Source organism: Rhodohalobacter mucosus (genome assembly GCF_003150675.1).
GTDB classification, from domain to species: Bacteria; Bacteroidota; Rhodothermia; order Balneolales; family Balneolaceae; genus Rhodohalobacter; species Rhodohalobacter mucosus.
Window position 1 is genome coordinate 188,104 of record NZ_QGGB01000010.1, and the last position, 21,496, is coordinate 209,599.

At 48.8% G+C, this 21,496-nt stretch carries 23 protein-coding genes and 1 tRNA gene; 17 read left to right on the plus strand and 7 right to left on the minus strand.

The features are described 5' to 3' along the window. Positions 1-155 precede the first annotated feature (155 nt). The gene (locus DDZ15_RS15025; RefSeq protein ID WP_109647934.1) at positions 156-878 is read left to right on the plus strand and encodes a DUF1499 domain-containing protein; all 723 of its coding nucleotides are present in this window, start codon (positions 156-158) and stop codon (positions 876-878) included. Positions 879-938: 60 nt separating this feature from the next. Further along, the gene (locus DDZ15_RS15030; protein ID WP_109647935.1) at positions 939-1,358 is read left to right on the plus strand and encodes a VOC family protein; all 420 of its coding nucleotides are present in this window, start codon (positions 939-941) and stop codon (positions 1,356-1,358) included. A 24-nt stretch (positions 1,359-1,382) separates the two neighbouring features. Here the strand turns inward: DDZ15_RS15030 and DDZ15_RS15035 are convergent, their stop codons facing one another. Beyond that, a complete protein-coding gene (locus DDZ15_RS15035) occupies positions 1,383-1,769 on the minus strand; it encodes a hypothetical protein (protein WP_109647936.1) in 387 nt (128 codons plus the stop codon). A 222-nt stretch (positions 1,770-1,991) separates the two neighbouring features. Beyond that, complete coding sequence (locus DDZ15_RS16765; protein ID WP_158278732.1) at positions 1,992-2,156, minus strand: hypothetical protein; 165 nt, start codon at positions 2,154-2,156, stop codon at positions 1,992-1,994. On the opposite strand from DDZ15_RS16765, the gene DDZ15_RS15040 reads away from it, so the two are divergent. Beyond that, positions 2,149-3,795, plus strand: a complete 1,647-nt coding sequence (locus DDZ15_RS15040; protein ID WP_158278733.1) for a lamin tail domain-containing protein — start codon at positions 2,149-2,151, stop codon at positions 3,793-3,795. The two genes, DDZ15_RS16765 and DDZ15_RS15040, sit on opposite strands and share 8 nt — an antisense overlap. A 9-nt stretch (positions 3,796-3,804) precedes the next feature. On the opposite strand, the gene DDZ15_RS15045 is transcribed toward DDZ15_RS15040, so the two are convergent. Genes DDZ15_RS15045 through DDZ15_RS15055 form a run of 3 tightly spaced genes read right to left on the minus strand, consistent with a single transcriptional unit; the run spans position 3,805 to position 6,542 of the window. After that, entirely contained in the window at positions 3,805-5,148 is a 1,344-nt protein-coding gene (locus DDZ15_RS15045; protein ID WP_158278734.1) for a pyridoxal phosphate-dependent decarboxylase family protein, read from the minus strand. A gap of 11 nt (positions 5,149-5,159) precedes the next feature. After that, positions 5,160-6,041: a DUF3078 domain-containing protein gene (locus DDZ15_RS15050; RefSeq protein WP_109647939.1), complete on the minus strand. Its 882-nt coding sequence runs from the start codon at positions 6,039-6,041 to the stop codon at positions 5,160-5,162. Positions 6,042-6,059: 18 nt separating this feature from the next. After that, positions 6,060-6,542 (minus strand): phosphoribosyltransferase family protein, encoded by a 483-nt coding sequence (locus tag DDZ15_RS15055; protein ID WP_109647940.1) that lies wholly within the window; start codon positions 6,540-6,542, stop codon positions 6,060-6,062. A 120-nt stretch (positions 6,543-6,662) separates the two neighbouring features. Between DDZ15_RS15055 and DDZ15_RS16770 the strand changes: the two genes are divergently transcribed. From DDZ15_RS16770 to DDZ15_RS15095, 8 genes are all read left to right on the plus strand, one after another. After that, on the plus strand, positions 6,663-6,827 hold the full coding sequence (locus tag DDZ15_RS16770) for a hypothetical protein (protein ID WP_158278735.1): 165 nt from the start codon (positions 6,663-6,665) through the stop codon (positions 6,825-6,827). A 113-nt stretch (positions 6,828-6,940) separates the two neighbouring features. Continuing rightward, complete coding sequence (locus tag DDZ15_RS15065) at positions 6,941-8,092, plus strand: DUF2851 family protein (protein WP_158278736.1); 1,152 nt, start codon at positions 6,941-6,943, stop codon at positions 8,090-8,092. Positions 8,093-8,140: 48 nt separating this feature from the next. Then, positions 8,141-8,211: transfer RNA gene (locus DDZ15_RS15070), tRNA-Gln, on the plus strand. Between the two features lie 72 nt (positions 8,212-8,283). Further along, a complete protein-coding gene (locus tag DDZ15_RS15075) occupies positions 8,284-9,216 on the plus strand; it encodes a ribose-phosphate diphosphokinase (RefSeq protein WP_109647943.1) in 933 nt (310 codons plus the stop codon). A 17-nt stretch (positions 9,217-9,233) separates the two neighbouring features. Next, on the plus strand, positions 9,234-9,938 hold the full coding sequence (locus DDZ15_RS15080; RefSeq protein WP_109647944.1) for a 50S ribosomal protein L25: 705 nt from the start codon (positions 9,234-9,236) through the stop codon (positions 9,936-9,938). 15 nt (positions 9,939-9,953) lie between these two features. After that, complete coding sequence (pth, locus tag DDZ15_RS15085) at positions 9,954-10,511, plus strand: aminoacyl-tRNA hydrolase (protein ID WP_109647945.1); 558 nt, start codon at positions 9,954-9,956, stop codon at positions 10,509-10,511. A 52-nt stretch (positions 10,512-10,563) separates the two neighbouring features. After that, positions 10,564-12,747 (plus strand): sodium-translocating pyrophosphatase, encoded by a 2,184-nt coding sequence (locus DDZ15_RS15090; protein ID WP_109647946.1) that lies wholly within the window; start codon positions 10,564-10,566, stop codon positions 12,745-12,747. Between the two features lie 194 nt (positions 12,748-12,941). Next, positions 12,942-13,604 (plus strand): hypothetical protein, encoded by a 663-nt coding sequence (locus tag DDZ15_RS15095; RefSeq protein ID WP_109647947.1) that lies wholly within the window; start codon positions 12,942-12,944, stop codon positions 13,602-13,604. Between the two features lie 5 nt (positions 13,605-13,609). Here the strand turns inward: DDZ15_RS15095 and DDZ15_RS15100 are convergent, their stop codons facing one another. Beyond that, positions 13,610-14,347: a class I SAM-dependent methyltransferase gene (locus DDZ15_RS15100; protein ID WP_109647948.1), complete on the minus strand. Its 738-nt coding sequence runs from the start codon at positions 14,345-14,347 to the stop codon at positions 13,610-13,612. Positions 14,348-14,446: 99 nt separating this feature from the next. Here DDZ15_RS15100 and pyrF point away from each other — a divergent pair, with 99 nt between their 5' ends. From pyrF to DDZ15_RS15140, 6 genes are all read left to right on the plus strand, one after another. Then, positions 14,447-15,298 carry an orotidine-5'-phosphate decarboxylase gene (gene pyrF, locus DDZ15_RS15105; RefSeq protein ID WP_109647949.1) on the plus strand — a complete coding sequence of 284 codons (852 nt, stop codon included), beginning with the start codon at positions 14,447-14,449 and terminating at the stop codon, positions 15,296-15,298. Continuing rightward, complete coding sequence (gene rnhA, locus DDZ15_RS15110; RefSeq protein WP_109647950.1) at positions 15,279-15,725, plus strand: ribonuclease HI; 447 nt, start codon at positions 15,279-15,281, stop codon at positions 15,723-15,725. The genes pyrF and rnhA overlap by 20 nt, the downstream gene beginning before the upstream one ends. 98 nt (positions 15,726-15,823) lie before the next feature. Further along, the gene (locus DDZ15_RS15115) at positions 15,824-17,179 is read left to right on the plus strand and encodes an MFS transporter (protein WP_109647951.1); all 1,356 of its coding nucleotides are present in this window, start codon (positions 15,824-15,826) and stop codon (positions 17,177-17,179) included. A gap of 332 nt (positions 17,180-17,511) precedes the next feature. Further along, positions 17,512-17,688: a histone H1 gene (locus tag DDZ15_RS15120; protein WP_109647952.1), complete on the plus strand. Its 177-nt coding sequence runs from the start codon at positions 17,512-17,514 to the stop codon at positions 17,686-17,688. A gap of 1,215 nt (positions 17,689-18,903) precedes the next feature. Beyond that, positions 18,904-19,383: a PH domain-containing protein gene (locus DDZ15_RS15135; protein ID WP_109647955.1), complete on the plus strand. Its 480-nt coding sequence runs from the start codon at positions 18,904-18,906 to the stop codon at positions 19,381-19,383. After that, a complete protein-coding gene (locus DDZ15_RS15140; protein ID WP_158278737.1) occupies positions 19,373-20,905 on the plus strand; it encodes a PH domain-containing protein in 1,533 nt (510 codons plus the stop codon). Before DDZ15_RS15135 ends, DDZ15_RS15140 begins: the two co-directional genes overlap by 11 nt. On the opposite strand, the gene DDZ15_RS15145 is transcribed toward DDZ15_RS15140, so the two are convergent. Beyond that, positions 20,887-21,261 (minus strand): response regulator, encoded by a 375-nt coding sequence (locus tag DDZ15_RS15145; protein ID WP_109647957.1) that lies wholly within the window; start codon positions 21,259-21,261, stop codon positions 20,887-20,889. The genes DDZ15_RS15140 and DDZ15_RS15145 overlap by 19 nt on opposite strands. Between the last annotated feature and the right edge of the window lie 235 nt (positions 21,262-21,496).

The window sequence follows — 21,496 nt, forward strand, 5'->3', positions numbered from 1 at the left end:
CAGCAGCTTTTTGCCTATTACGTGTAGCTTGCAGCATGCGGCCTGTTGTCAGCAGCCTGACAGGTGACGAGGGATTGTCCTGAAATCGGGGAAGGCATTAAATCAGATTTTCTTTTACTATACGGTATACCCTGAATTGAAAAATTATCTGATCCATGAAATTCTCAAGAATTTTATTTTACCTCTCGCTCATTACAGCTGCTGCATTCCTTCTTTCCGGTTATGGTTATCAATGGGATTTATGGGGTTTGGGAACAGGGTTTACAGTTCTCCGTTACAGCGCATACTCGGCCATTGCGCTAACAGCTGTTAGCGCCGGTACATATTGGTTTGTGAGAAATTCAGGGTTCCTCGCTAAAGCATTTACCATTATTGCTTTTCTGCTGATGGGTTCGGCGACTGCCACAGCGCTCTACTGGCAGCAGGAGGCCCGATCTGTTCCGCCCATTCATGATATTTCCACCGATCTTGACAATCCGCCAGCATTCTCTGCAATAGTCCGGCTGCGAACCGATGCCCCAAACCCGCCTGAATATGCAGGTGAGGAAACCGCACAGGCCCAGCGTGAAGCCTATCCCGGTATTCAGCCGATTATTCTACCGGATAGCGTACAGCCGGTGATGGACCATGCGGTAGATTTGATCCTGGACCGCGACTGGGAAATCGTTGCGATCAATCGGGATGCACTGCGCATAGAAGCCACGGAAAAGCTTGCATGGTTTGGCTTTAAAGATGATGTGGTTCTCCGGTTTACCGAGACCGATGAGGGCACACGTGTAGACATGCGTTCCAAATCCAGAATAGGCCGAAGCGATGTGGGAGTGAATGCAAAAAGAATTGACCGTTTTTTAACGGACCTGGAAAACAGGGTTGAATAGATTTCACTATTTTTCAGGAATTAAAAGATTTCAATACACTAAACTTACACCATAGAATACATGTCTATACCACGCTTTCATCTCGCATTTCCCGTAAAGGAACTGGAAAAAACGCTTATTTTTTATCGCGATCTCCTTGGCTGCAAAACCGGCCGAAGCTCCGAAAAGTGGATCGACTTTGATTTCTGGGGTCACCAGGTTGTGGCGCATGTAAGCCCTCAGGATGCAGGGAAGTCAGCTTCAAATGAGGTGGACGGCCACTCTGTTCCCGCAAAACATTTTGGCGTGATTCTGGAGTGGGATGAGTTTCATGAGCTGGCCGACAGGCTACAAGACAATGATGTGACCTTTGTTATAGAACCCTACATACGCTTTAAGGGTGAACCGGGAGAACAGGCTACCATGTTTCTGCTCGACCCAAGCGGCAATGCACTTGAATTCAAGTCATTCAGGGATGAAAGCCAGATCTTCGCGGTTTGATTCTGCACGGCCAGGTGCATTTAACTAGTCTGAATCGAGTTCATCCAGTTTATATTCTGACAGTCGAACCCTGGCTCTGCTCACTACATTTTCAGCAAGATCTCTGTCTTTGCGCCTGATTTTAAGCAGCACTCTGCCCTGATTTGCGCCCGGAACTTCCTCAAAAATCCTCATTGATTTGCCCAAAATCTCTATGGTTGTCCGAAACCATTTTCTATGTATCTGCAGTGAATCAACTTCGCTGAACGGAACTTCCACTGCTTTCACACCCGATTTAAGGATACCCACAAAACTGTCTTTTTGATCAAATTCCAGAACAAGCTTATCATTTTTGAAGTGCAGCAATCCCTTTACTTCCACAAAACCGTGGTTTACATCGGGTATTTCAAATGGAACTGAACGACTGGTCATAATTTTCAGTGTTGTTTTCTATGCATTTACCGGAAATTCCAAAAAAATTCAAAAAATTCTGTAAGGGAATCCGATTTTTTGGTTCATACATGTGAGAACACGATACACAAATGAGCAAATTTGGGAAATGAATGAGCACATTTCCCAATGTCCTAATGGGGAATGCGACTGATCTCGCATTCCCCATTTCTTTAGGTTAATATAATGTAAGAATCGGGAGACTCACATGTTTTCTGTGTGCACCAGTTTTACGAGCTGCTTATCACTGCTCTTGTATCTTGCCTTCTTCTGGCCCCATGCAGCTTTTTCAAACAGCTCTTCAGACCCATCAATTGTTGAATCAGAGTCACGCAATGTTAAGGAATCCCCGCCGATAAGAGTGGTCATTAACGAACTGCTCTATCGCAGGGAGGCTGCCGGTAAACCTGAATTTGTTGAGCTGTTCAATATGGGAGACGAACCGATCCGCCTCGAAGGATGGCTCCTGGAGGATTCCGAAACATCAAGCAGGCTGCCCGGCGAAGCTGTGATTCAGCCCGGCGGTTACCTGGTGTTCACGGACCAAAAATCTTTTGCAAATAAGTCTGAGCTTACGTTCTACCTTGGCTCCTGGCCGGGATTCAGCAACGCCGGCGACGCAGTAGTGCTGAGAAATCCGACAGGGGTGACTGCCGACAGTGTCAGGTATTCACCGGAGTGGACCGAACCGCGTGCCGGGCCCGGAGTATCTCTTGAAAGAAAAGATCCGTCTGCGCTATCGCACGACCCTTCCAACTGGGCAGTAAGCCTGCACCCCAATGGTTCCACGCCGGGCGAAATCAACACAGTTTTTGAGGTTGACCGAAGGGGTCCCACGGCTGTTTTTGCAAGGGTGCAGAATAACCGTATTGAAACAATATTCAGCGAATTTATCCTGATCACTCCGAATACTCGTTTCAGCGTGAACGGCCGGCCTGTTGTACTACATGAGTACCAACAGGCCGGCGCAGACCGTGTGGTTCTGTCTCATAATCCGGGGTCTGCCGATACGGAACTGATTGTCCGGGCGGAAAATATCACAGATTTTCAGGGTAATCAGACGGTCTCAACAGAATTGCCGGTTGCACGAAAACCTGCTCCGGGCGACCTGGTGTTCGCTGAAATCATGTATCATGAACTGCCTGAGGATACGCTTACAGGCGCTGCACAGTCAGAGTACCTGGAAATCGCCAACAGCAGTAGCTTTTCCGTTTCCCTGGAAGGAATTTACATAAGAGAAAGCACCGACAGTGACGGCAATTACCGTTACATTCTACTCACCGATACCCGGCACAAATATCTCAGTCCGGGTGAACAAGCTGTTATCTACCCGGAAACCGGCAACATACCCTATCATCTGAGCAGAACAGGCCTCTATTTCGGGGCTTCTGAAACCCTTAACCGCCGATCGCTGAGGGCCGAACGCATGACACTGAGCCTGGTAAATACAGGCAAAGAGCTCTACCTTGCTGAGAGCAGCGGTTCGATACTCGATTTCATTCATTACGACCCGGCCTGGCATAACCCGAACATAGTTGACACACGCGGGATTTCACTGGAAAGAATATCGCTGCATAATGACAGCAACCACGGCGATAACTGGACGTCCAGTTCTGCAGAACTCGGGGGTACCCCCGCAGAGGTAAACAGCGTAAACCAATCCAGGAAAATTGCGGATGCAGGTAGCGGTCGGATTACTTTGCAGCCCAACCCTTTTTCACCTGACGCTGATGGTATCGACGACATTCTGAGCATCCGCTATGAACTTGATCAGCCGGATTACCTCCTGAAAGTCAGAATTTATGATCGCTATGGACGACTGATTCATAAGTTGGCAGACAGCTTCAGGGCCGGCTACTCAGGGGAGCTTCAGTGGGACGGATATACAGCAGCAGGCAACCAAAACCGTATCGGCATCTACATCGTCTGGGTTGAAGCTTACCATTCCGCCAACGGTTCGAGGGAGGTATTAAAAGAGGCAGTGGTGCTGGCAAGAAGGCTCGACTGACAAATAAAATTACATTCCAAGCCTGTCAGCCAGTATATCGATGTAGGCTTCATGCTCTTCCTTCATAAAAACGCTTCGAAGCAGGACAACATCATGAGCGTCGGCATCATAATCGTGAAAAATCGTGCAAAAGTGAGCCGCCGGAACCCTGAACAGGCTAAGGTGATATCCGCTTTCAGGGTTTTCCATTCCTTCCCGGAAAATCCTTTGGCTGCTTTCACTTACGGCAGAAGCTGTTTTTTGCCCCGGTATCTTAAAATAACCTGCGATATCCAGATCGGGTTCGGTATAAAGGTCAAACTCCTTACTCTCTTTCACTCTCTCTGTGAAACTGACCGAGGCATTTCTTGCTTTGCGAAGTACAGAGCCCAGTCCGTCCGGAGTGAGCGGAAGCAGCTCTAAAGTTGCCCAAAATGCAGCCGCCGAAGCTCCGGCACGTGAGCATTCCAGGCTTATTTCACCCAGGTGAAGCTGATCGGATGTGAAGTAGGTGTAGGGTGAATCATGTTTGAAAAATCTTCCAACCGAGGCGTCTTTATACAGCACACTCCCGCAGCCATAGGGCTGAAGACCGTGTTTATGAGGATCAATTACGATACTATCGGCTTCCGACAGAAGGTTCCAGTCCGCGTGTTTAGGCAGATCGGGGGCAATAAGCCTGAAAAATCCGCCGTAGGCAGCATCTGCATGAATTCTGAACCCATGCTTTTTGGAAAGTGCCAGCATTTCACCAAGCGGTTCAACATATCCAAGTCCTGTGGTACCCATGGTTACAACAAGGGTTCCGATCTCCCGCCCATGCATATCAATGAAATCAAGATCCGGAACCCCCCGGGCTGATACCGGAATTTCGAGAAAAGGCATATTCAGAACATGGCTCATCCTGGAATGCGTATAGTGTGCATTGGCCGTTGCAGCAACCTTCTTTCCCGGATGGATTTCCCTTGAAACGAAAAGAGCTTCCAGGTTGGCAATGGTGCCTGCAGAAGTGAGGTGACCCAGCCAGTTCTCCTCATAACCTACCATCCCGGCCAAATGAGCAACCGCCTCTTTTTCCATTTGTGATGTTGGCGGGCCGCCATCCAGGGCATGATTGTTGGGGTTGATGGTTGCGGTCAGGGCGTAAGCGAGCCATGCGACAGGATGCGGAGGTTTGAGCATCTGCCCCGCATACTGTGGATGGTGAAAAGGGTAGTTTCCTTCCAGCCGGGTTTCAAGATCACTCAGTATATTCCGTATTTCATCCGGATCGGCTTGTGCAATCCCGGCATGTTCCCCAAAGCGATTGCGCCACGCATCCAGCTTTTGCAGTGCTTCGCTCAGCAGCGGCAAATAGGGTTCAAAGTGATTCAACGGGTTGTCTTCTAAATTAGAATGAATGACACGCCGAGCGAAAGTACCTGCGCAACCTGTATCTCATCTGAAAAGTCATCGTCGTATACAAGATCAAGCCGCAGCGATGCATTCATAAAGCTGTTAATCTTTCCTGTAAGCTCATTCAGGAAGAAAACATCCGTACTGCTTACTGCTTTATTAACATTGGTAAAGGTTTCGACAGACGAGCTCCAGCTAAGATTGTCAGCAAGGGTCATACTGTACGCCGCTGCCAGACTAATACCGGCTTCATTTCTGAACGTATCTCCCTCTGCCAGCCCATACTGGGTGGAGAGTGATTCATCATTAACAATTGTTTGAAGAAGTCCAAAGCCGGCTTCAGCCGAAAAGTTTGGAGTGGGCACATATGCTACCCCGGCATTTTGCACAAAATAGCCCGGTGCCATAAAATCCGATATCAGAACATCCTCATCATTGGGACCGGCTTCATAATCATAACCCTTTGCAAACTGAGTTCTGAAGTTGATGTTCGCAAACAATTTGAACTCCTCATGGTCTTCTGACAGGTCATAGAGAAACCGGTTACTTACTGCAAGGCGGTCATCCGTTTTCCTCACTCCCTGCCCGTCCGTCCGGGTCTGACCGAATCGTGTCTCAAACTGAAATACGTAGGAAAACCGGTCTTTCTTATAGAGCGCCTGAAAGTTTGAATTCCCGGTGGCGGCAATGGTATTCACTCCACCCTGCGACCAGTTTGAGTAAGCAGCCTGTGAACCGTTGATCCCAAACGTCCAGCTGTAGTCCCAGCCGTCCAGGGAGTCGGGTACAGCGGGTGCATCCTGAGCCATGGCAGAATGGCTGATGAAGAGTATGAGTACGGTAAAAAGTATAGATACGTATCGTTTTTTCATTGTTTATTATACTAGAATTCAGAGTTGTTCAAGAATAACTTTCTCAGGTTTTGAGTTATCAAGCAAGAGGTTAACCTGCTCATTCAGCTTTGTTGGCACGTGAACTCCCACTATTTCAGCAAAAACAGGATACTTTCTGTGCCCCCTGTCAACAAGCACCGAAACACATATTTTGCGAAAATCATGGATGGCATGGATGCGGTCCATCGCTCGCTGAATCGTCTCTCCGCTAAAGATGACGTCATCAACGATAACAAGAAAACTATCCGGCAGAATCGGCTGTGAAAGTGAAAAACCGTTTTCTTCATCAACGTCCAGCCTGTCGGTCGGAACAGCGCTGCCCGTAACCTTTTCAATTACATTTTTGATTGATGATGCGACAGAACTTCCGCGCTCGTTTAATGCCACAATATAAACGGGATACCCTTGTGCCATTTCTATGATTTGAAATGCCATGCGTTTAAGGGTACGCTCAATTCTGGCTTCGTCGAGAAGTATCATTTAATATGTATTAGATTTAACCTTCTGCAATCAAAAATTTATTCTTTTTGTGTTGTTTATAAAACAGAGAATAAAAAAAATCGTTCTGTATATAAGGTAATGATTAATCAGGATTTTGAAATGAAAAACAGTATCCATTTATTCTGGTTCTACTGGAGTGTCATTATCGATATGTCAGCCGGAACAGCGGCGGCAGGCAGAATTGAGGACTCAAAACGAGCTCATTTTTTGCAAAAGAACACGGCCGGAGCTTTCATTATTGTCAGAGCAGAATCAAAAAAGTGAGATCACGGGCAAGATCAGAAGAAATTTGAGGCCCTTGCTACACGGCCTGTTTAAATCCACTGAAAACCTCCATATGGGGCAGCCTGAAAAATACAATGACGGGTAACCGCAACATGAACTATCCTGAAAGCCTCCTTCAATGGATCTGGGAAAATTTACAGTTTCAGTTTACATCGCTGAAAACCACCCTCGGAGAGGATATTGAAATCATATCACCCGGTACGCTGAATAAAGGTGCCGGCCCGGATTTCAAGAATGCTGCACTTTTTATCCGGGGTGTACAATGGCACGGTAGTATTGAAATCCATCTTGACGGCGACGACTGGTATCAGCACGGGCACCAGCACGATCCGGCCTATTCCAGTGTTGTACTCCATGTCGTGTTAACCGGTTCACATATTCCCGCAGAGACCGTTCATGGAAGAGTGCCCCATACGCTTCATATCGAGCCTTATCTTCAAACCTCCCTTGCCGGCCTTTTAAAAACACGTCAGTCATCTGCTCTGCCCTGCAGCGGGTCCGTCACCTACCTGAACCAGCAGGCATTTGAAAAGCAGATTGAAATGGCTCATAAAGAGTATTTCGAATACAAGCTTCACGAGCTACTGAAACTATACGATGCCCGTCGCCTTCCCTCTGATGCATGGAAAAAGGCGTTTATCGGCCAGATCTACCGTACGCTGGGTGTTCCCGGAAACAGTGACAATATGCTGGAACTGTACCATAAGGTATCGGGAAAAAGCAATGGATATTCTTCTCCGGAAGAGTGGGCAGAATATGTAACGGAAGAAGCATTTTCGGGAAATGCAGACAAGATCTGGACGAAAAGCGGAATGAGGCCTGCCGGCTGCCCTGAACGGCGGGTGGCACAGGCTGCAGCTCTTCAATATGCGATAGATCGTTACCCGCAAGCGCAATTCCTTGGCAAAGGGCTTTCATCCTGGGGCAGTCTTATTCGTTCTGTTCCCGGCGGGCAGAGGCCGGGTCAAACTAGCCTCAGCATACTGGAGTATACCGTGTTTCTTCCGGCCCTTTATCTTCTGGGAAAGCTATTCCATGACCGCACCCTGATGACCGGCTCATACGGGCAATGGAAATCGGGAGTGCCCCGGCTGCCGTCAGGGATTTCGAAGCCGTTTCTTGAGGCCGGGTTTCAAATTCCCCCATCCAGCCCTAAAACAGGGCTTGTACACCAATACAAGAGGTACTGTTCGGAGCGCCGCTGCCACCGCTGCGAGGTATTTAAAACTGCAATTCGTTCTTGACTGCATTTTCGTAAGTTTCTATCTTTGGGGTCTGTCAAATCGATGAATTGCCCGGTCGTCTAATGGCAGGACAGCTGGTTTTGGTCCAGTCAGTGGGGGTTCGAATCCTCCCCGGGCAACATTCAGAAAAGGATGCCAAGCAGGTACTCCTTTTTCTTTTTTAAACAACCACCACGCAACCACTCAGATCGTTGGATACGCCTTTAGCAATATTTGCAGGGAGAAGCAACCTGGCACTTTCCAGGGCCATTGCTGAAAGCTACGGAACCGAACTCGGTGAAGTTACCATCAAATCATTTTCCGACGGTGAGCTCTACGCAAAATATGAACAAAGCATCCGGGGTGAAGACATTTTTGTTATTCAGTCCACCCCGCCTCCGGGAGACAACATTATAGAGTTGTTGCTGCTGCTGGATGCCGCAAAAAGAGCCTCTGTGAAGCGTGTGACAGCCGTTATCCCCTATTTTGGATACGCGCGCCAGGACCGGAAGGATCAACCGCGTGTATCGATCGCTTCCAAGCTGATGGCAAATATTCTGGTTGAAGCCGGGGCCGACCGCATTCTTACCATGGACCTGCATGCGTCCCAGATACAGGGGTTTTTTGATATACCCCTTGATCACCTTTACGCAAGCCGGATTTTTATTGAGTATTTTACCGAGAACCCGATAGAGAACCTTGTGGTGGTTGCTCCTGATGTGGGAAGTCTCAAAATGGCCCGTGCCTATTCAAAGAAACTGGGCGCCAGCCTTGCCTTCATTGACAAGCGCAGGCCCAAACAGAACGTTGCCGAGGTAATGAATATCATCGGTGAGGTTGGAAATAAAAATGTACTGATCGTAGACGACCTGATTGATACTGCCGGTACCATTACCAACGCGGCGGTAGCCCTGAAAGAGAGAGGGGCACTGAATATCATGACCACATGTACACATCCCATCCTCTCCGGACCGGCCTATCAGCGAATAGAAGATTCGCCCATTGATCAGCTTTTGGTAACCGATACGGTACCCCTGAGAAAACCTTCAGATAAGATAAAGGTTCTGAGTGTGGCAGGCATTTTTGCTGAAGCGATACAGCGAATCCACACCAACGACACAATTAGTGCACTTTTTGATGATTAATCGATAATTGAACAACAATGAAAAAACCTGAAATTTTTAAACTGGAAGGTGAACCAAGGGAAGCGGGAAGCAAAACTGCAGATCAGCTGCGTGAAGAACTCCGCATACCTGCTGTTCTCTATGGACCGAATGTAAAAGAGAACGTCCACTTCTCCATCCTGGAATCCGATCTCGAAAAAATTCTTTCTGTCAGCCAAACCAAGCTGCAGGAGCTGTCGATCGACGGAACCACCTATAATACACTCTTAAAGAACGTAGAATTTGACCCGGTCTCAGACCGGGCGCTGCACGCCGACTTCTACGTTCTGGAACCAAAAGTTCGCGTAAAACTAAGAGTTCCAATTCGTCTTGTTGGCACACCGAAAGGTGTTACAGACGGTGGCGGCCGTATTTTTCAGACCCTTCGAATTGTTCGAATCAATGTACTTCCGGAGAAAATTCCGGCCGTATTTGAGCTGGATGTTTCAAATCTCGATATAGGCGATTCACTGCACGTAAGTGAACTTGACATGGAAGGCATTGACCCTCTGGACGATCCCAGAAGAACCATTGTTACCGTTGCACCACCGAAATCCGAGAAGCTCTTTGAATCATCAATCGTTTCCGAGGAAGAACTCGAAGAGGAACTGGTTGAGGGTGAAGAGGCAGAAGTAGCTGAAGGTGAAGAGGCTGCCGGTGAAGAAGGTGAAGGCGAGAGCGAGGCTGAAGAGTCCAAAGAATAATACGCGCACTTACACATGGCACTCATTGCAGGTCTGGGCAACCCGGGGGCGGAATACAGAGATACCCGTCACAATGTAGGGTTTGAACTCCTTGACCTGCTATCCGATAAGCTTTCTGCCACTTTTGAATCTGAAAGCGGGCTCTACGATCTGGGAAAAGCCCGTTTCAAAGGTCAAAATGTGTGGTTGGTTAAGCCAAAAACATTCATGAATCTGAGCGGTAAGGCAATCAGGAAAGTTCTGACCAAAACGAACCACGATCCCCGGCAGTGCTTGGTCTGTTATGATGATGTTAATCTTGATGCAGGTACCATCAGGCTTCGTCCATCGGGGAGTGCAGGCGGACATAACGGCATTCAGAATATCATTGATGAACTCAAAACGAACCAGTTTCCAAGACTTCGAATTGGCATCGGAAACAATTACAGGCGGGGACAGCAGGCAAACTACGTTCTCTCTCCTTTTAGTGATGAGGAGAAACCGGTAATCGAAAAAACTCTTGAGTACGCATCTGAGGCTGTCATGACGTTTCTTCACAGCGGAATTGACAATGCAATGAACCAATTTAACTAAAACTAATCTGCAAACCGGGATTATTCATTAACCCAAAAAACACTAAACTACTATGGTAAATACAATTATCTACCTGATACCGGTAGCCGGCCTTCTGGCCCTGTTGTTTACGTATATCCGTACACAGTGGGTAAAGAAACAGGAAGTTGGTACTGAAAAAATGCAACGCATCAGCGACAATATTTCACGCGGTGCCATGGCATTTCTCAAGGCTGAATACCGCGTTCTCAGCATTTTTGTTGTCATTGTTGCCGTTTTACTCGGCCTTCAGGGAGCAAGTGCTGAAAACTCTTCATGGCTGGTTGCCTTCTCATTTATCATGGGCGCTCTTTGTTCCGGTCTTGCCGGATTCATTGGCATGCGCGTTGCCACAAAGGCCAATGTCCGCACCACTAACGCGGCCAGAACAAGCCTTGCAAACGGTTTGAAAGTTGCATTCACGGGAGGATCCGTCATGGGTCTCGGCGTGGTTGGCCTGGGTGTTCTTGGGCTGGGTCTGCTCTTTATCCTCTATTATAATCAGTTCGACAATGTTGCCCAGATTCTTACCGTAATTACGAGTTTTTCATTTGGTGCGTCATCCATAGCCCTTTTTGCTCGTGTGGGCGGTGGTATTTATACCAAAGCTGCTGATGTTGGCGCCGACCTTGTGGGTAAAGTTGAAGCCGGTATCCCCGAAGATCATCCGCTGAACCCCGCAACGATTGCTGATAATGTGGGTGACAATGTAGGTGATGTTGCAGGTATGGGTGCCGACCTTTTTGAATCGTATGTAGGATCCATCATAGGTACAATGGTACTGGGTGCTGCTTTCCTGGGAGTTACAGGTTTTGAATCCGGAAATGAGTTCGGCGGACTGAATGCCGTACTTCTGCCCCTGGTTCTTGCAGGCGTTGGGATTGTAACCTCTATTATCGGAACGTACTTTGTGCGCGTGAGAGAAGGCGGAAATCCGCAAAAAGCCCTGAACATCGGTGAATTTACAGCTGCAATTATTATGCTGGGTGCATCCTACCTCATTATCAACTGGATGCTGCCATCCACATGGGAGCTGAATGGATTTGAATATACTTCCATGGGTGTATTCTGGGCAACCATCTTCGGTCTTGCTGCCGGCCTTCTGATTGGCCTGATTACCGAACACTACACCGGCACCAATACCAAGCCGGTCTGGTCGATTGTGAAGCAGTCCGTTACCGGCTCAGCTACCAATATTATTGCAGGCGTGGGCGTGGGTATGATCTCCACCGCCATTCCGATTGTGATCATTGCAGTAGCTATTCTGGGAGCCTACCACTTTGCAGGACTTTACGGCATTGCGATTGCCGCCGTGGGTATGCTTTCCAACACGGGTATTCAGCTTGCTGTAGATGCTTACGGGCCTATTTCAGACAATGCCGGCGGTATCGCCGAAATGTCTGAACTGCCCGGGGAAGTACGGGAGCGCACCGATAAGCTCGATGCTGTCGGAAACACTACCGCAGCCATCGGAAAAGGATTCGCCATCGGTTCTGCCGCTCTCACGGCGCTTGCACTGTTTGCGGCCTATATCACCGCCTACAATGTTACGAATCCTGATTCCATCATTTCTGCGATTGACATTACCGCGCCCAGTGTAATGGCTGCTCTCTTTGTGGGAGCCATGCTGCCCTACCTGTTCTCCGCTCTCTCCATGCAGGCTGTTGGCCGTGCAGCGATGAGCATGATCGAGGAAGTGCGTCGTCAGTTCCGCGATATCCCCGAACTCACCAAAGCCCTGGATGCCATGCGCCGGAACGAAGGCAAAAAGCTTGTTGAATGGAGCGACGAAGACCGGCACATTTTTGAGGCAGCCGATGGTAAGGCGGAATATGAGAAGTGCGTTGCCATTTCCACCCAGGCATCCATTCGCGAGATGATCGCTCCCGGATTGCTTGCCGTTATCGTACCCGTTCTTTTTGGTTTCATTGGCGGACCGCTTATGCTTGGCGGACTCCTTGCCGGTGTTACCGCATCCGGTGTTCTTCTTGCACTGTTTCAGTCAAATTCAGGCGGTGCCTGGGACAATGCAAAGAAAATGATTGAAGAAGGCGTCGAAATTGACGGCAAAAATTATGGCAAGGGATCCGAGCCCCATAAAGCTGCCGTTGTGGGCGATACCGTGGGTGATCCCTTCAAAGATACTTCAGGGCCATCCCTGAACATTCTGATCAAGCTCATGTCGGTAGTTGCACTTGTGATTGCAACCATGATCTGATCTGACCTGATCTTATTTCGACATTAAAAAAAAAGCCCCGGCGAGAAATTGCCGGGGCTTTTTCTATGTTTGAAAATGAAAACCACTATTTTAAAGCGGGTTCGAAACAAGATTGACGGGCAACAAAGCCGCTATTCATTAAAGTAAATTCTTGCGCCGAACTCACGTTATCTTACATTCAGGATCAATACGCTATGACCGATATTTTTAAACTGATATTCGAACACGATCTGCGGTTAGATGAACTGCGTGCACGCCATACTGACCGGTCTGTACAGGAAGTTTCAGAGAGCATTGAAGCATTTTTGAAACCGGATCCCACCTATTCAAAATTTTATCTCACAGGTACGGTATTGCCGGAAAGCAGATTCGGTCTTAGCGCCCTCCGGCACTATGACCGTGTGCTGCATGCGCTGGCCGGCGGACTGCAAGAGTACAGCCTCTTTCTGAACGGAAAGGTGGTAACATTGGAGGAAGCGGCAGAAACAGCAGATGTCGGAGCTCCCATTATTCTAACCAGGGCCGAATCCCATTCGTGGCAAACGGATCGTCTTACGATTCATGACGGGAACAATATCGGGCACATCAAACCCGCAATTGCCGATGTACTGTCGTCGGATGATCTGCTTCTATATAAAGAGAAAGCCCATCACGGTTTCGACCTGCATCTGCTCTCAAAAAAGAATATCTACCGTGATCTTTTTGCACAGTTTCAGCCATTGGTTTCTGAGGCATTCCGTTTTTTCAGCATCAACGGAAAGAAGATGCGCTCCGAAAAAATGTTTTACTTCGAAACCTGGACCCTGAATCGTCCACCGCATGGCGCAGAAGAGGTATTTCCAGAAACCGTGCTCTGAAAAAGTTACTTTGATGCAATCATTATCAGGCGCGGGTTTTCAGAGCCGCCGTATGCATTTCCATCGTAATCGCCATACGTTTTAAGAAGCGTAAAGCCTTTCTCCCTAAATGCCCTTTTAAACCAACCGAGCCCATAGAGTTTCACTCTTTCCATATAGTCAACCGGCTCGGTTAGTGAACCCCCTTCAAAACGGATTGTTTTATAGACCATCCCGTCCTTAATCTCTCTGCTGATTTTATAATTCATCTCATCGTATGAGCCGCTCTCTTCGGGTACCAGGTGACTCTTTACATAGTCTGCATTCAAAAAATCTATCAGAAACATCCCTCCCGGCCTCAGCATGGTTCCCGCACTTTCTATCACCCTGAGATTTTCTTCATCCTCAAGAAAATATCCAAAGGTGGTAAACAGATTAACGACAGCATCGAATGAAGTATTCAGCGGTGTTCGCATATCTCCCGTGCGAAATGACACATTTTGCAGGTTTTTTTGTGTTGCTTTTTGCCTGGCCTTGCGAACAGCTTCACCGGATAGGTCGAGCCCGGTAACACGGTACCCCATTTCGGCCAGGGCGATGGAGTGACGGCCTCTTCCGCATCCCAGATCCAGTATTTCAGGATACTCTTTCACAGGAACTTCCTTCCCTATGAGCGCAGCCATTTTTGAGGCTTCCTCTTCGTTGCGGTTGGCGTACAGTACTTCGTAAAGCGGGGTATCGAACCAATCCTCAAACCAGCTCATAAGTCTCCGTTGCGCAGCAGATGTTTACACGTTAAATAGAACGCCCAATTTTAGGCTTTTAATCATTATCTTCCAAAATCTCAGTAAAAACAGAACATCATGACATTTACAGATAAGCTGACCCGTGCCGTGCAATCATCCGGTTCGGTTTTATGCGCAGGCCTGGATCCTGATCCGGATAGAATTCCAAAACCGCTTCGTGACCAGATACCGGATGAGGGTCGCCTGATTTTTGAGTTCTGCCGACGCGTAATTGAAGCCGTGAAACCTCACGTTTGTGCTTTTAAACCCAACCTTGCATTTTTTGAAGCTCTGGGCGCTCCCGGATGGAATGCACTGGAGCAGGTGATCGACTCCATCCCCTCCAACAGAGTTGTAATAGCGGATGCAAAACGGGGCGATATCGGAAATACAGCCGGAAAATACAGAGAAGCATTTTTTGACCGTTTAGGAGCAGATGCCATCACCCTGAACCCGCTTATGGGTATGGATACCATTCAACCCTTTACTCATTACCCTGATAAAGCCGTATTTGTTCTTACATTAACCTCAAACGAAGGTGCTGCAGACTTTTTCAAACAACGGATCGAAGGCGGATCCAGTCTCAGCCAATACATTGCCGGTGAGCTCTCCAGATATCAGGTACAGTCAGCCGCCCATCTGGGCATGGTTCTTGGGGCCACTCAAACGACGAACCTTCAGCCGCTACTCAAGGCGCACCCGAACGCACATCTGCTCATACCCGGTGTGGGTACTCAGGGCGGAAGTATACCGGATCTTGAAAAGGTTTTGGAAAACCATAAGGGAGTTCCCATCATTAACTCTTCTCGCTCTATCCTGTATGCGGGCAGGGACAATGAAGACTGGATTCGTTATGTAACGGATCAGGCTGTACAACTGAAAGAATCACTCCATACAATCAGTTCCCGTTATGCCAAAAAAGCTTCCTGAAGTAATCCTCTACACAGATGGTGCATGCCGCGGAAATCCGGGGCCCGGAGGCTGGGGAGCCCTGCTCATCTGGAACGGAAAGGAGAAAGAGATTGCAGGGGGCAATCCGCAAACCACCAATAACCGCATGGAGATGAAGGCCATTATAGAAGGGCTGAAAACCCTGAAGCGGCCTTGCCATGTTAAAATTCACAGCGACAGTGCCCTCATCGTGAATACATTTACGAAGGGATGGATTGATAACTGGATTAAAAGAGGATGGAAAAAATCGGATAAAAAACCGGTGGAAAACCGTGATCTGTGGGAGGAGATGCTTCGTGCGGCCCAACCTCATAAACTGAGCTGGTTTAAGGTAAAAGGACACTCCGATGATGAACTGAACAACCGTGTGGATGCACTGGCCGTTGCAGAATCCAAAAAGTTTTGATTTAAAACATTAAAATCAGATCATCATTTCTCTGTGTGCCGGATCAATCCTGCAGTGCCATACCACAAACCCACTGAACCACTAACCTTCACCAGCTGATGCTCAGAACAAGAAAAGAGACACCCCGGGCTTCCAAAAAGGAAATATTCGGGTGGGCCATGTTTGATTTCGCCAATCAGTCGTATACGCTGCTGATCATCACGGTCATTTTTCCTGTTTTGTTTACAACGGTTATTGTAGGTGATGCCCAGGATGATTACCGTCTGGGAAACCTGTTGTGGAGCGTAGCCCTTGCCGTTAGTTACTTCATTGTGGTGCTGAGCGGACCTGTTTTCGGTGCCATCATGGACTTTTCGGCCATGAAGAAGAGGTTTCTTTTTTACAGCTATGCGTTGACTGTGGTAAGCACAGCACTTCTCTATTTTGTAGAACCCGGACTGGTTGTGCTTGGCGTGATTCTGATTATCATCTCCAATTTTGCCTATGCCATCGGCGAAAATTTCATTGCAGCCTTTCTGCCCAGTCTGGGCCCTCCTGCCGACATGGGCAAGATCTCCGGATTCGGATGGGCGCTCGGCTATGTAGGCGGTCTCTTTTCTGCCGGTTTTGTGATCCTCTACCTGGGTGAACCCACCGGCGATAATTTTGACACTATTCGCTGGGTGGGTCCATGGGCGGCCCTTTTCTTTCTGGTAGCAGCCATACCCACATTTGCATGGGTGCGGGAGCCGGGCCTGCGCCAGGAACTTCCGGCGGGGGAAACGTTCGTTTCAATGGGTTTCAAGCGGCTTGGAGAGACATTGCGGGAGCTTCCGCGCTTCCGGGACCTCGGCATATTTCTTATCTCGGTCTTTTTCGCAATGGCTGCAATCTACATTGTGGTCAGTTTCGCATTTATTTACGGTGATCAGGTGGTACAGTGGGATGAGTCGGTGCGCGTTCTTATGTTTGTGGTTGTCCAGGTAACCGCGGCTGCAGGCGCTTTTCTGTTTGGCGTAATTCAGGACCGTATTGGTGCGCGTCTTACCTACAACCTCACTCTGGGACTCTGGTTTCTGGGAGTGCTCGGAATCTGGGCCGTCACCGATATTACCGTCTGGCTCAATTCACAGCTCGGCACCTCTTTCGAGGATCAGTACGTTTTCCTTTGGATTGGTGTGGTTGCGGGCCTGAGCCTGGGGTCCAGCCAGTCGGCAAGCCGGGCTATGGTGGGCCTTTTTTCCCCGGAACAGAAAGCCGCCGAATTTTTTGGTTTCTGGGGCCTTTCGAATAAGGTTGCCGGTGTATTTGGCATTATCGGGCTGGGCCTGTTGCAGGCGGAATTCGGGCTTCAGCAATCCGTACTGTTCTGTGCATTTCTATTTCTGGTCGCAATTGTTATCTGTCTGTTTGTTAACCAGGAACGGGGTGAAATGGCTGCTGATGATTATCACGAACAAAATTATATCGGCTAGATCTGTTTTTTTGCTTACCGGGCGGTTGTTCATTCCCCCATCTGCACCTGACAATCAGCCCAAGCCCGTACCGGTAACATATATTGATTGTTGCAAGCCATTAATTTTCAATTGTATGTCTTCTTAGCTATTGATATCAGTATACCCATTTCGGTTTACTGTGACGGGTGATTTGTGAAGGGTAAAAAAAATCATAAATCACCATGCATTTTCCGCGTATTGTGTTAAATTAAGCCAGTTTTATTGTACAGGGATGTATAATACTCTATGCATAAAAACAGATTGATGAATTTCTCATCAAGGTAACTGAAATATTTAATTTGGAGATTTATATGAGCAGAATTGACGAAGTAAAAAACCTGACATCTGAACTTGAAGGGGACCTCGACAAGTTTTACAACAAAGGAAATAAGGCAGCCGGTACACGTGCCCGAAAATCACTCCAGGAACTCAAGAAACTGGCTCAGGAAATCCGTCTTGAAATCCAGGACATGAAGAACAACGCCTAAGATTTAGCATATCTTTGCAATTATTTCGAGCCGCCGCGGTATAACCCGGCGGCTTTTTTTATGCTTTTTTTTGTTAGAGGCTGCTGAATCTGCTTCTATCGTCCAGGTGCTGTGCTGAGAGATCCCTCCGCTTCGGCCTCTGGCCTGCGGTCGGGATGACAACGACACCCCGTTTTAAAGCGGCGCATCTGTTTCCAAACTAAACCAATGACCTTCCAGCGCCTGATTGGCAGAGTCCCCCATTCCGGCGAAGGTGAAGATATGTGATGGACGATGGGTGATGAGCGATGGACGAAGTTTCCTGCAGCATGAACCTTGTGCCTTGCACCATGTAACATGATGCCTGTATCCGCCCTTTTTATCGTCCAGGTGCGATGATGGGAGATCCCTCCACTTCGGCCTCTGGCCTGCGGTCGGGATGACAACGACACCCCGTTTTAAAGCGACGCATCTGTATCCAAACTATACCAATGACCTTCCCGCGCCGCCAGGGCGGGACCGGATTCCCAACACCGGAGGTGTTGAATATCAATAGCCCCGGGTGCAACCCGGGGTGGGAGTGCGCCGTAATCACAACCCCGAGGACGAATGTTAATCAACGCCCGGGTCCTGCCGAGGGGTTCGAGGGAATGGTTGACCGGGCGAGACCCGCGGGAAGATATGTGATGGACGATGGGTGATGAGCGATGGACGAAGTTTCCTGCAGCATGAACCTTGTGCCTTGCACCCTGAAGCCTGATGCCTGTATCCGCCCTTTTTATCGTCCATGTGCGATGATGGGAGATCCCTCCACTTCGGCCTCTGGCCTGCGGTCGGGATGACAACGACACCCCGTTTTAAAGCGACGCATCTGTATCCCAACTAAACCAATGACCTTCCCGCGCCGCCAGGGCGGGACCGGATTCCTAACACCGGAGGTGTTGAACATCAATAGCCCCGTGCGAAGCGCGGGGTGGGAGTGCGCCGCAACCACAACCCCGAGGACGGATGTTAATCAACGCCCGGGTCCTGCCGAGGGGTTCGTGGGAATGGTTGACCGGGTGAGACCCGCGGGAAGATATGTGATGGACGAAGGATGATGAGCGATGGACGAAGTTTCCTGCAGCATGAACCTTGTGCCTTGCACCCTGTAGCCTGTAGCTTTTTGCATTCTACTAAATTCACATTTCAAAACTCTCTCTTAAGAGTTACTTTTAGCACTCACAGACTGCAGTCATGAAAAACACTCCATTTCATAAACTTACACCGCGCGCTATCAGAGTCTGGCAGCTTGGCAGTGCATTTGGCAACTTGTTCCTTTTTGCCATTCCGGCCGTCTATGCCGCCATATTCGGGTACCAGCGCTTCCATTTCTGGATTTTACTGTCGGTTATCGTCCTACTGCTGACCTACTATATTCTGTCCATAGCGCTTATCCCTTATCTCTCATGGAAGAAGTGGCGCTATGCCATAGATGAGAATGAGATAGACCTGAAACGAGGCGTCATTATCCATCGGCGGACACTGATTCCGCTCAGCCGCGTGCAGCACGTAGATACCCGGCAGGGTCCTCTGCTTCGATGGTATAATCTGGCCTCCGTAACTATCTCCACGGCCGCCACCACGCACGAAATTCCCGCATTGGATGAAGTGATTGCCGACCGGGTTCGTCATAAAATTTCAACCTATGCAAGGCTGGCCGAAGATGATGTCTGAATTTCAGCGACAGCACCCTGCATCGGCCATCAGTGGCGCCTTTGCCCTGATCCGCGAGAACTTTGTCACCATTCTCATCTTTCTGTTTCTGGGTGTGAGCAACGAAAACCTGGATTTTCTCTGGTGGATTTCGGGAGGTTTTATCGTTCTGCTGCTGCTCGGTTTCGGCAGCTGGTGGCGATTTGAGTACAAAATTGAAAACGGAGAGCTGCATATTCGCCGCGGGCTTTTTGTCCGGAAAAATCTTTATCTCACCAAAGACCGTATCCAGGTGATCGATATCACAGCGGGATTGGTCCAGCGGCTATTCGGCCTTGTGAAAGTGGATATACAGACGGCCGGCTCCAGCTCCAGGGAAGCATCGATCGAAGCCGTTAGCCTTCAGCGCGCCAAAGAGATTAACCGGCTGCTTCGCGGTGAAACGGATTCAAGCGATGCGGGAGAGTCCGAAGAAATTTCAGAGACAATCGACAAACCTCAAAAGATATTCACACTTCCGGGCAAGGAGCTGCTGATCGCGGCCTCAACCTCAGGCAGTTTTGGTATAGCCTTCTCCATTCTGGCCACGGTATTTTCACAGGCAGAACCGCTGCTCGATGAGTCCGAAATGTACGATATCATCATCGGCCTGCTGCCCGCCCAGAATGACCTTTTCACCATCATCGTCATGGTTGTGATTTTTGCGGCTGCAGCCTGGCTGCTCTCCTTCATCTCTACGCTTCTCAGCTATGGTGACTTCAAACTGGAGGTGAAACCGGATGAAATGGTGATCTCACGCGGCATCTTCGAAAAAAAGCGCCTCACCATTCCCTATAACCGGATTCAGGCTGTTCATATCTCAGAAGGAATTATCCGTCAGCCGCTCGGATACGCTTCCGTACACATCGAAAGCGCCGGATACGGGGATGACAAGGGAACCGGATCCATTGTACTTTTTCCGTTAATGAAACGGGATGAGCTGCTTCTGTTTCTGAACGACATCCTGCCCGACTACCAGAAGCTGCATGAAGGCGTGCGTCCGCCGGCCAGGGCGGCGCGGAGATACATGATCCGTGCTTCGGTTGTGATTACGGCCATCACTGCAGCACTCTATTGGTTGTTAAGCCTCAATAACTGGGTTTGGATTATCCCAGCGCTATCGGTTTACTGGGGATGGCTGCGCTACAGGGATGCCGCCGCTGCCTTAAGTGAGGACGTGCTGGTGATTCGCAGCCGGCAGCTCGCCAAAAATACCGCCTATATCAAGAGAAAACGCATTCAGGACGCCACCATCAGCCAAAGCTGGATCCAGTGTTTCAGGAATCTTTGTACGGTTACCGTACATGTGGCATCCGGCGACCAGGGCAAATCGTTTTCGGTTACCGATCTGGAAGCTGCCGAAGGGCGATTTCTGCTGAAAGAGCTGAAAGGGCATGGAATGTCATACGGTGATTTGCAGGATATCCCGGCACCGGAATTTACCGTCAAACTGCCGGGGTGGCCGCATTCATTGATCGGCAGCGATCAGGCGGCAGCAAACTGAACGTTGACGAGCGCGGATTTCAGTTCGTGGATATTGACCGGCTTCATCAGATAGAATGAGTTCGTCACTTCCATCGCCGTTCGCCTGGTGTCCGCGTCCGTTTGTGCGGAGATGTAGATAACCGGCACATCGGAGTGCTGCCTGATTTTCTGCATGGCCTCCACGCCGGTTACGCTGTCGGCAAGCATGATGTCCATCATGATCAGGTCGGGCCGGTGCTTTTCCACCATCCGGATGGCGTCTTCGCCGCCATGGGCAACGCTAACCACTTCAAAATTCATTGATTTGGCCATTTTTCTGAGTACAATGGCCAGCAACCGGTCGTCTTCTACGATGACTACTTTTTTCTTTTCCATGAGCAAATGTTTTATTCAGGAAACAATATATAGACCGCTTTCCGCCTAAACCATTAATGTTCTCTAAGGGAGAAAAGGGCCCGGAACCTTTCAAATAAACAGTTCAACCATGGCTTCCCAGTGCCCAGCTAAAAAATATTCCATAAGTTGCTAATATTTAATGTTTTTTTTTATTCTATTTATCAGTTTATACAAGTTCAGACCTATCTGCTGTCTTAATAACAATGGCTCAGTA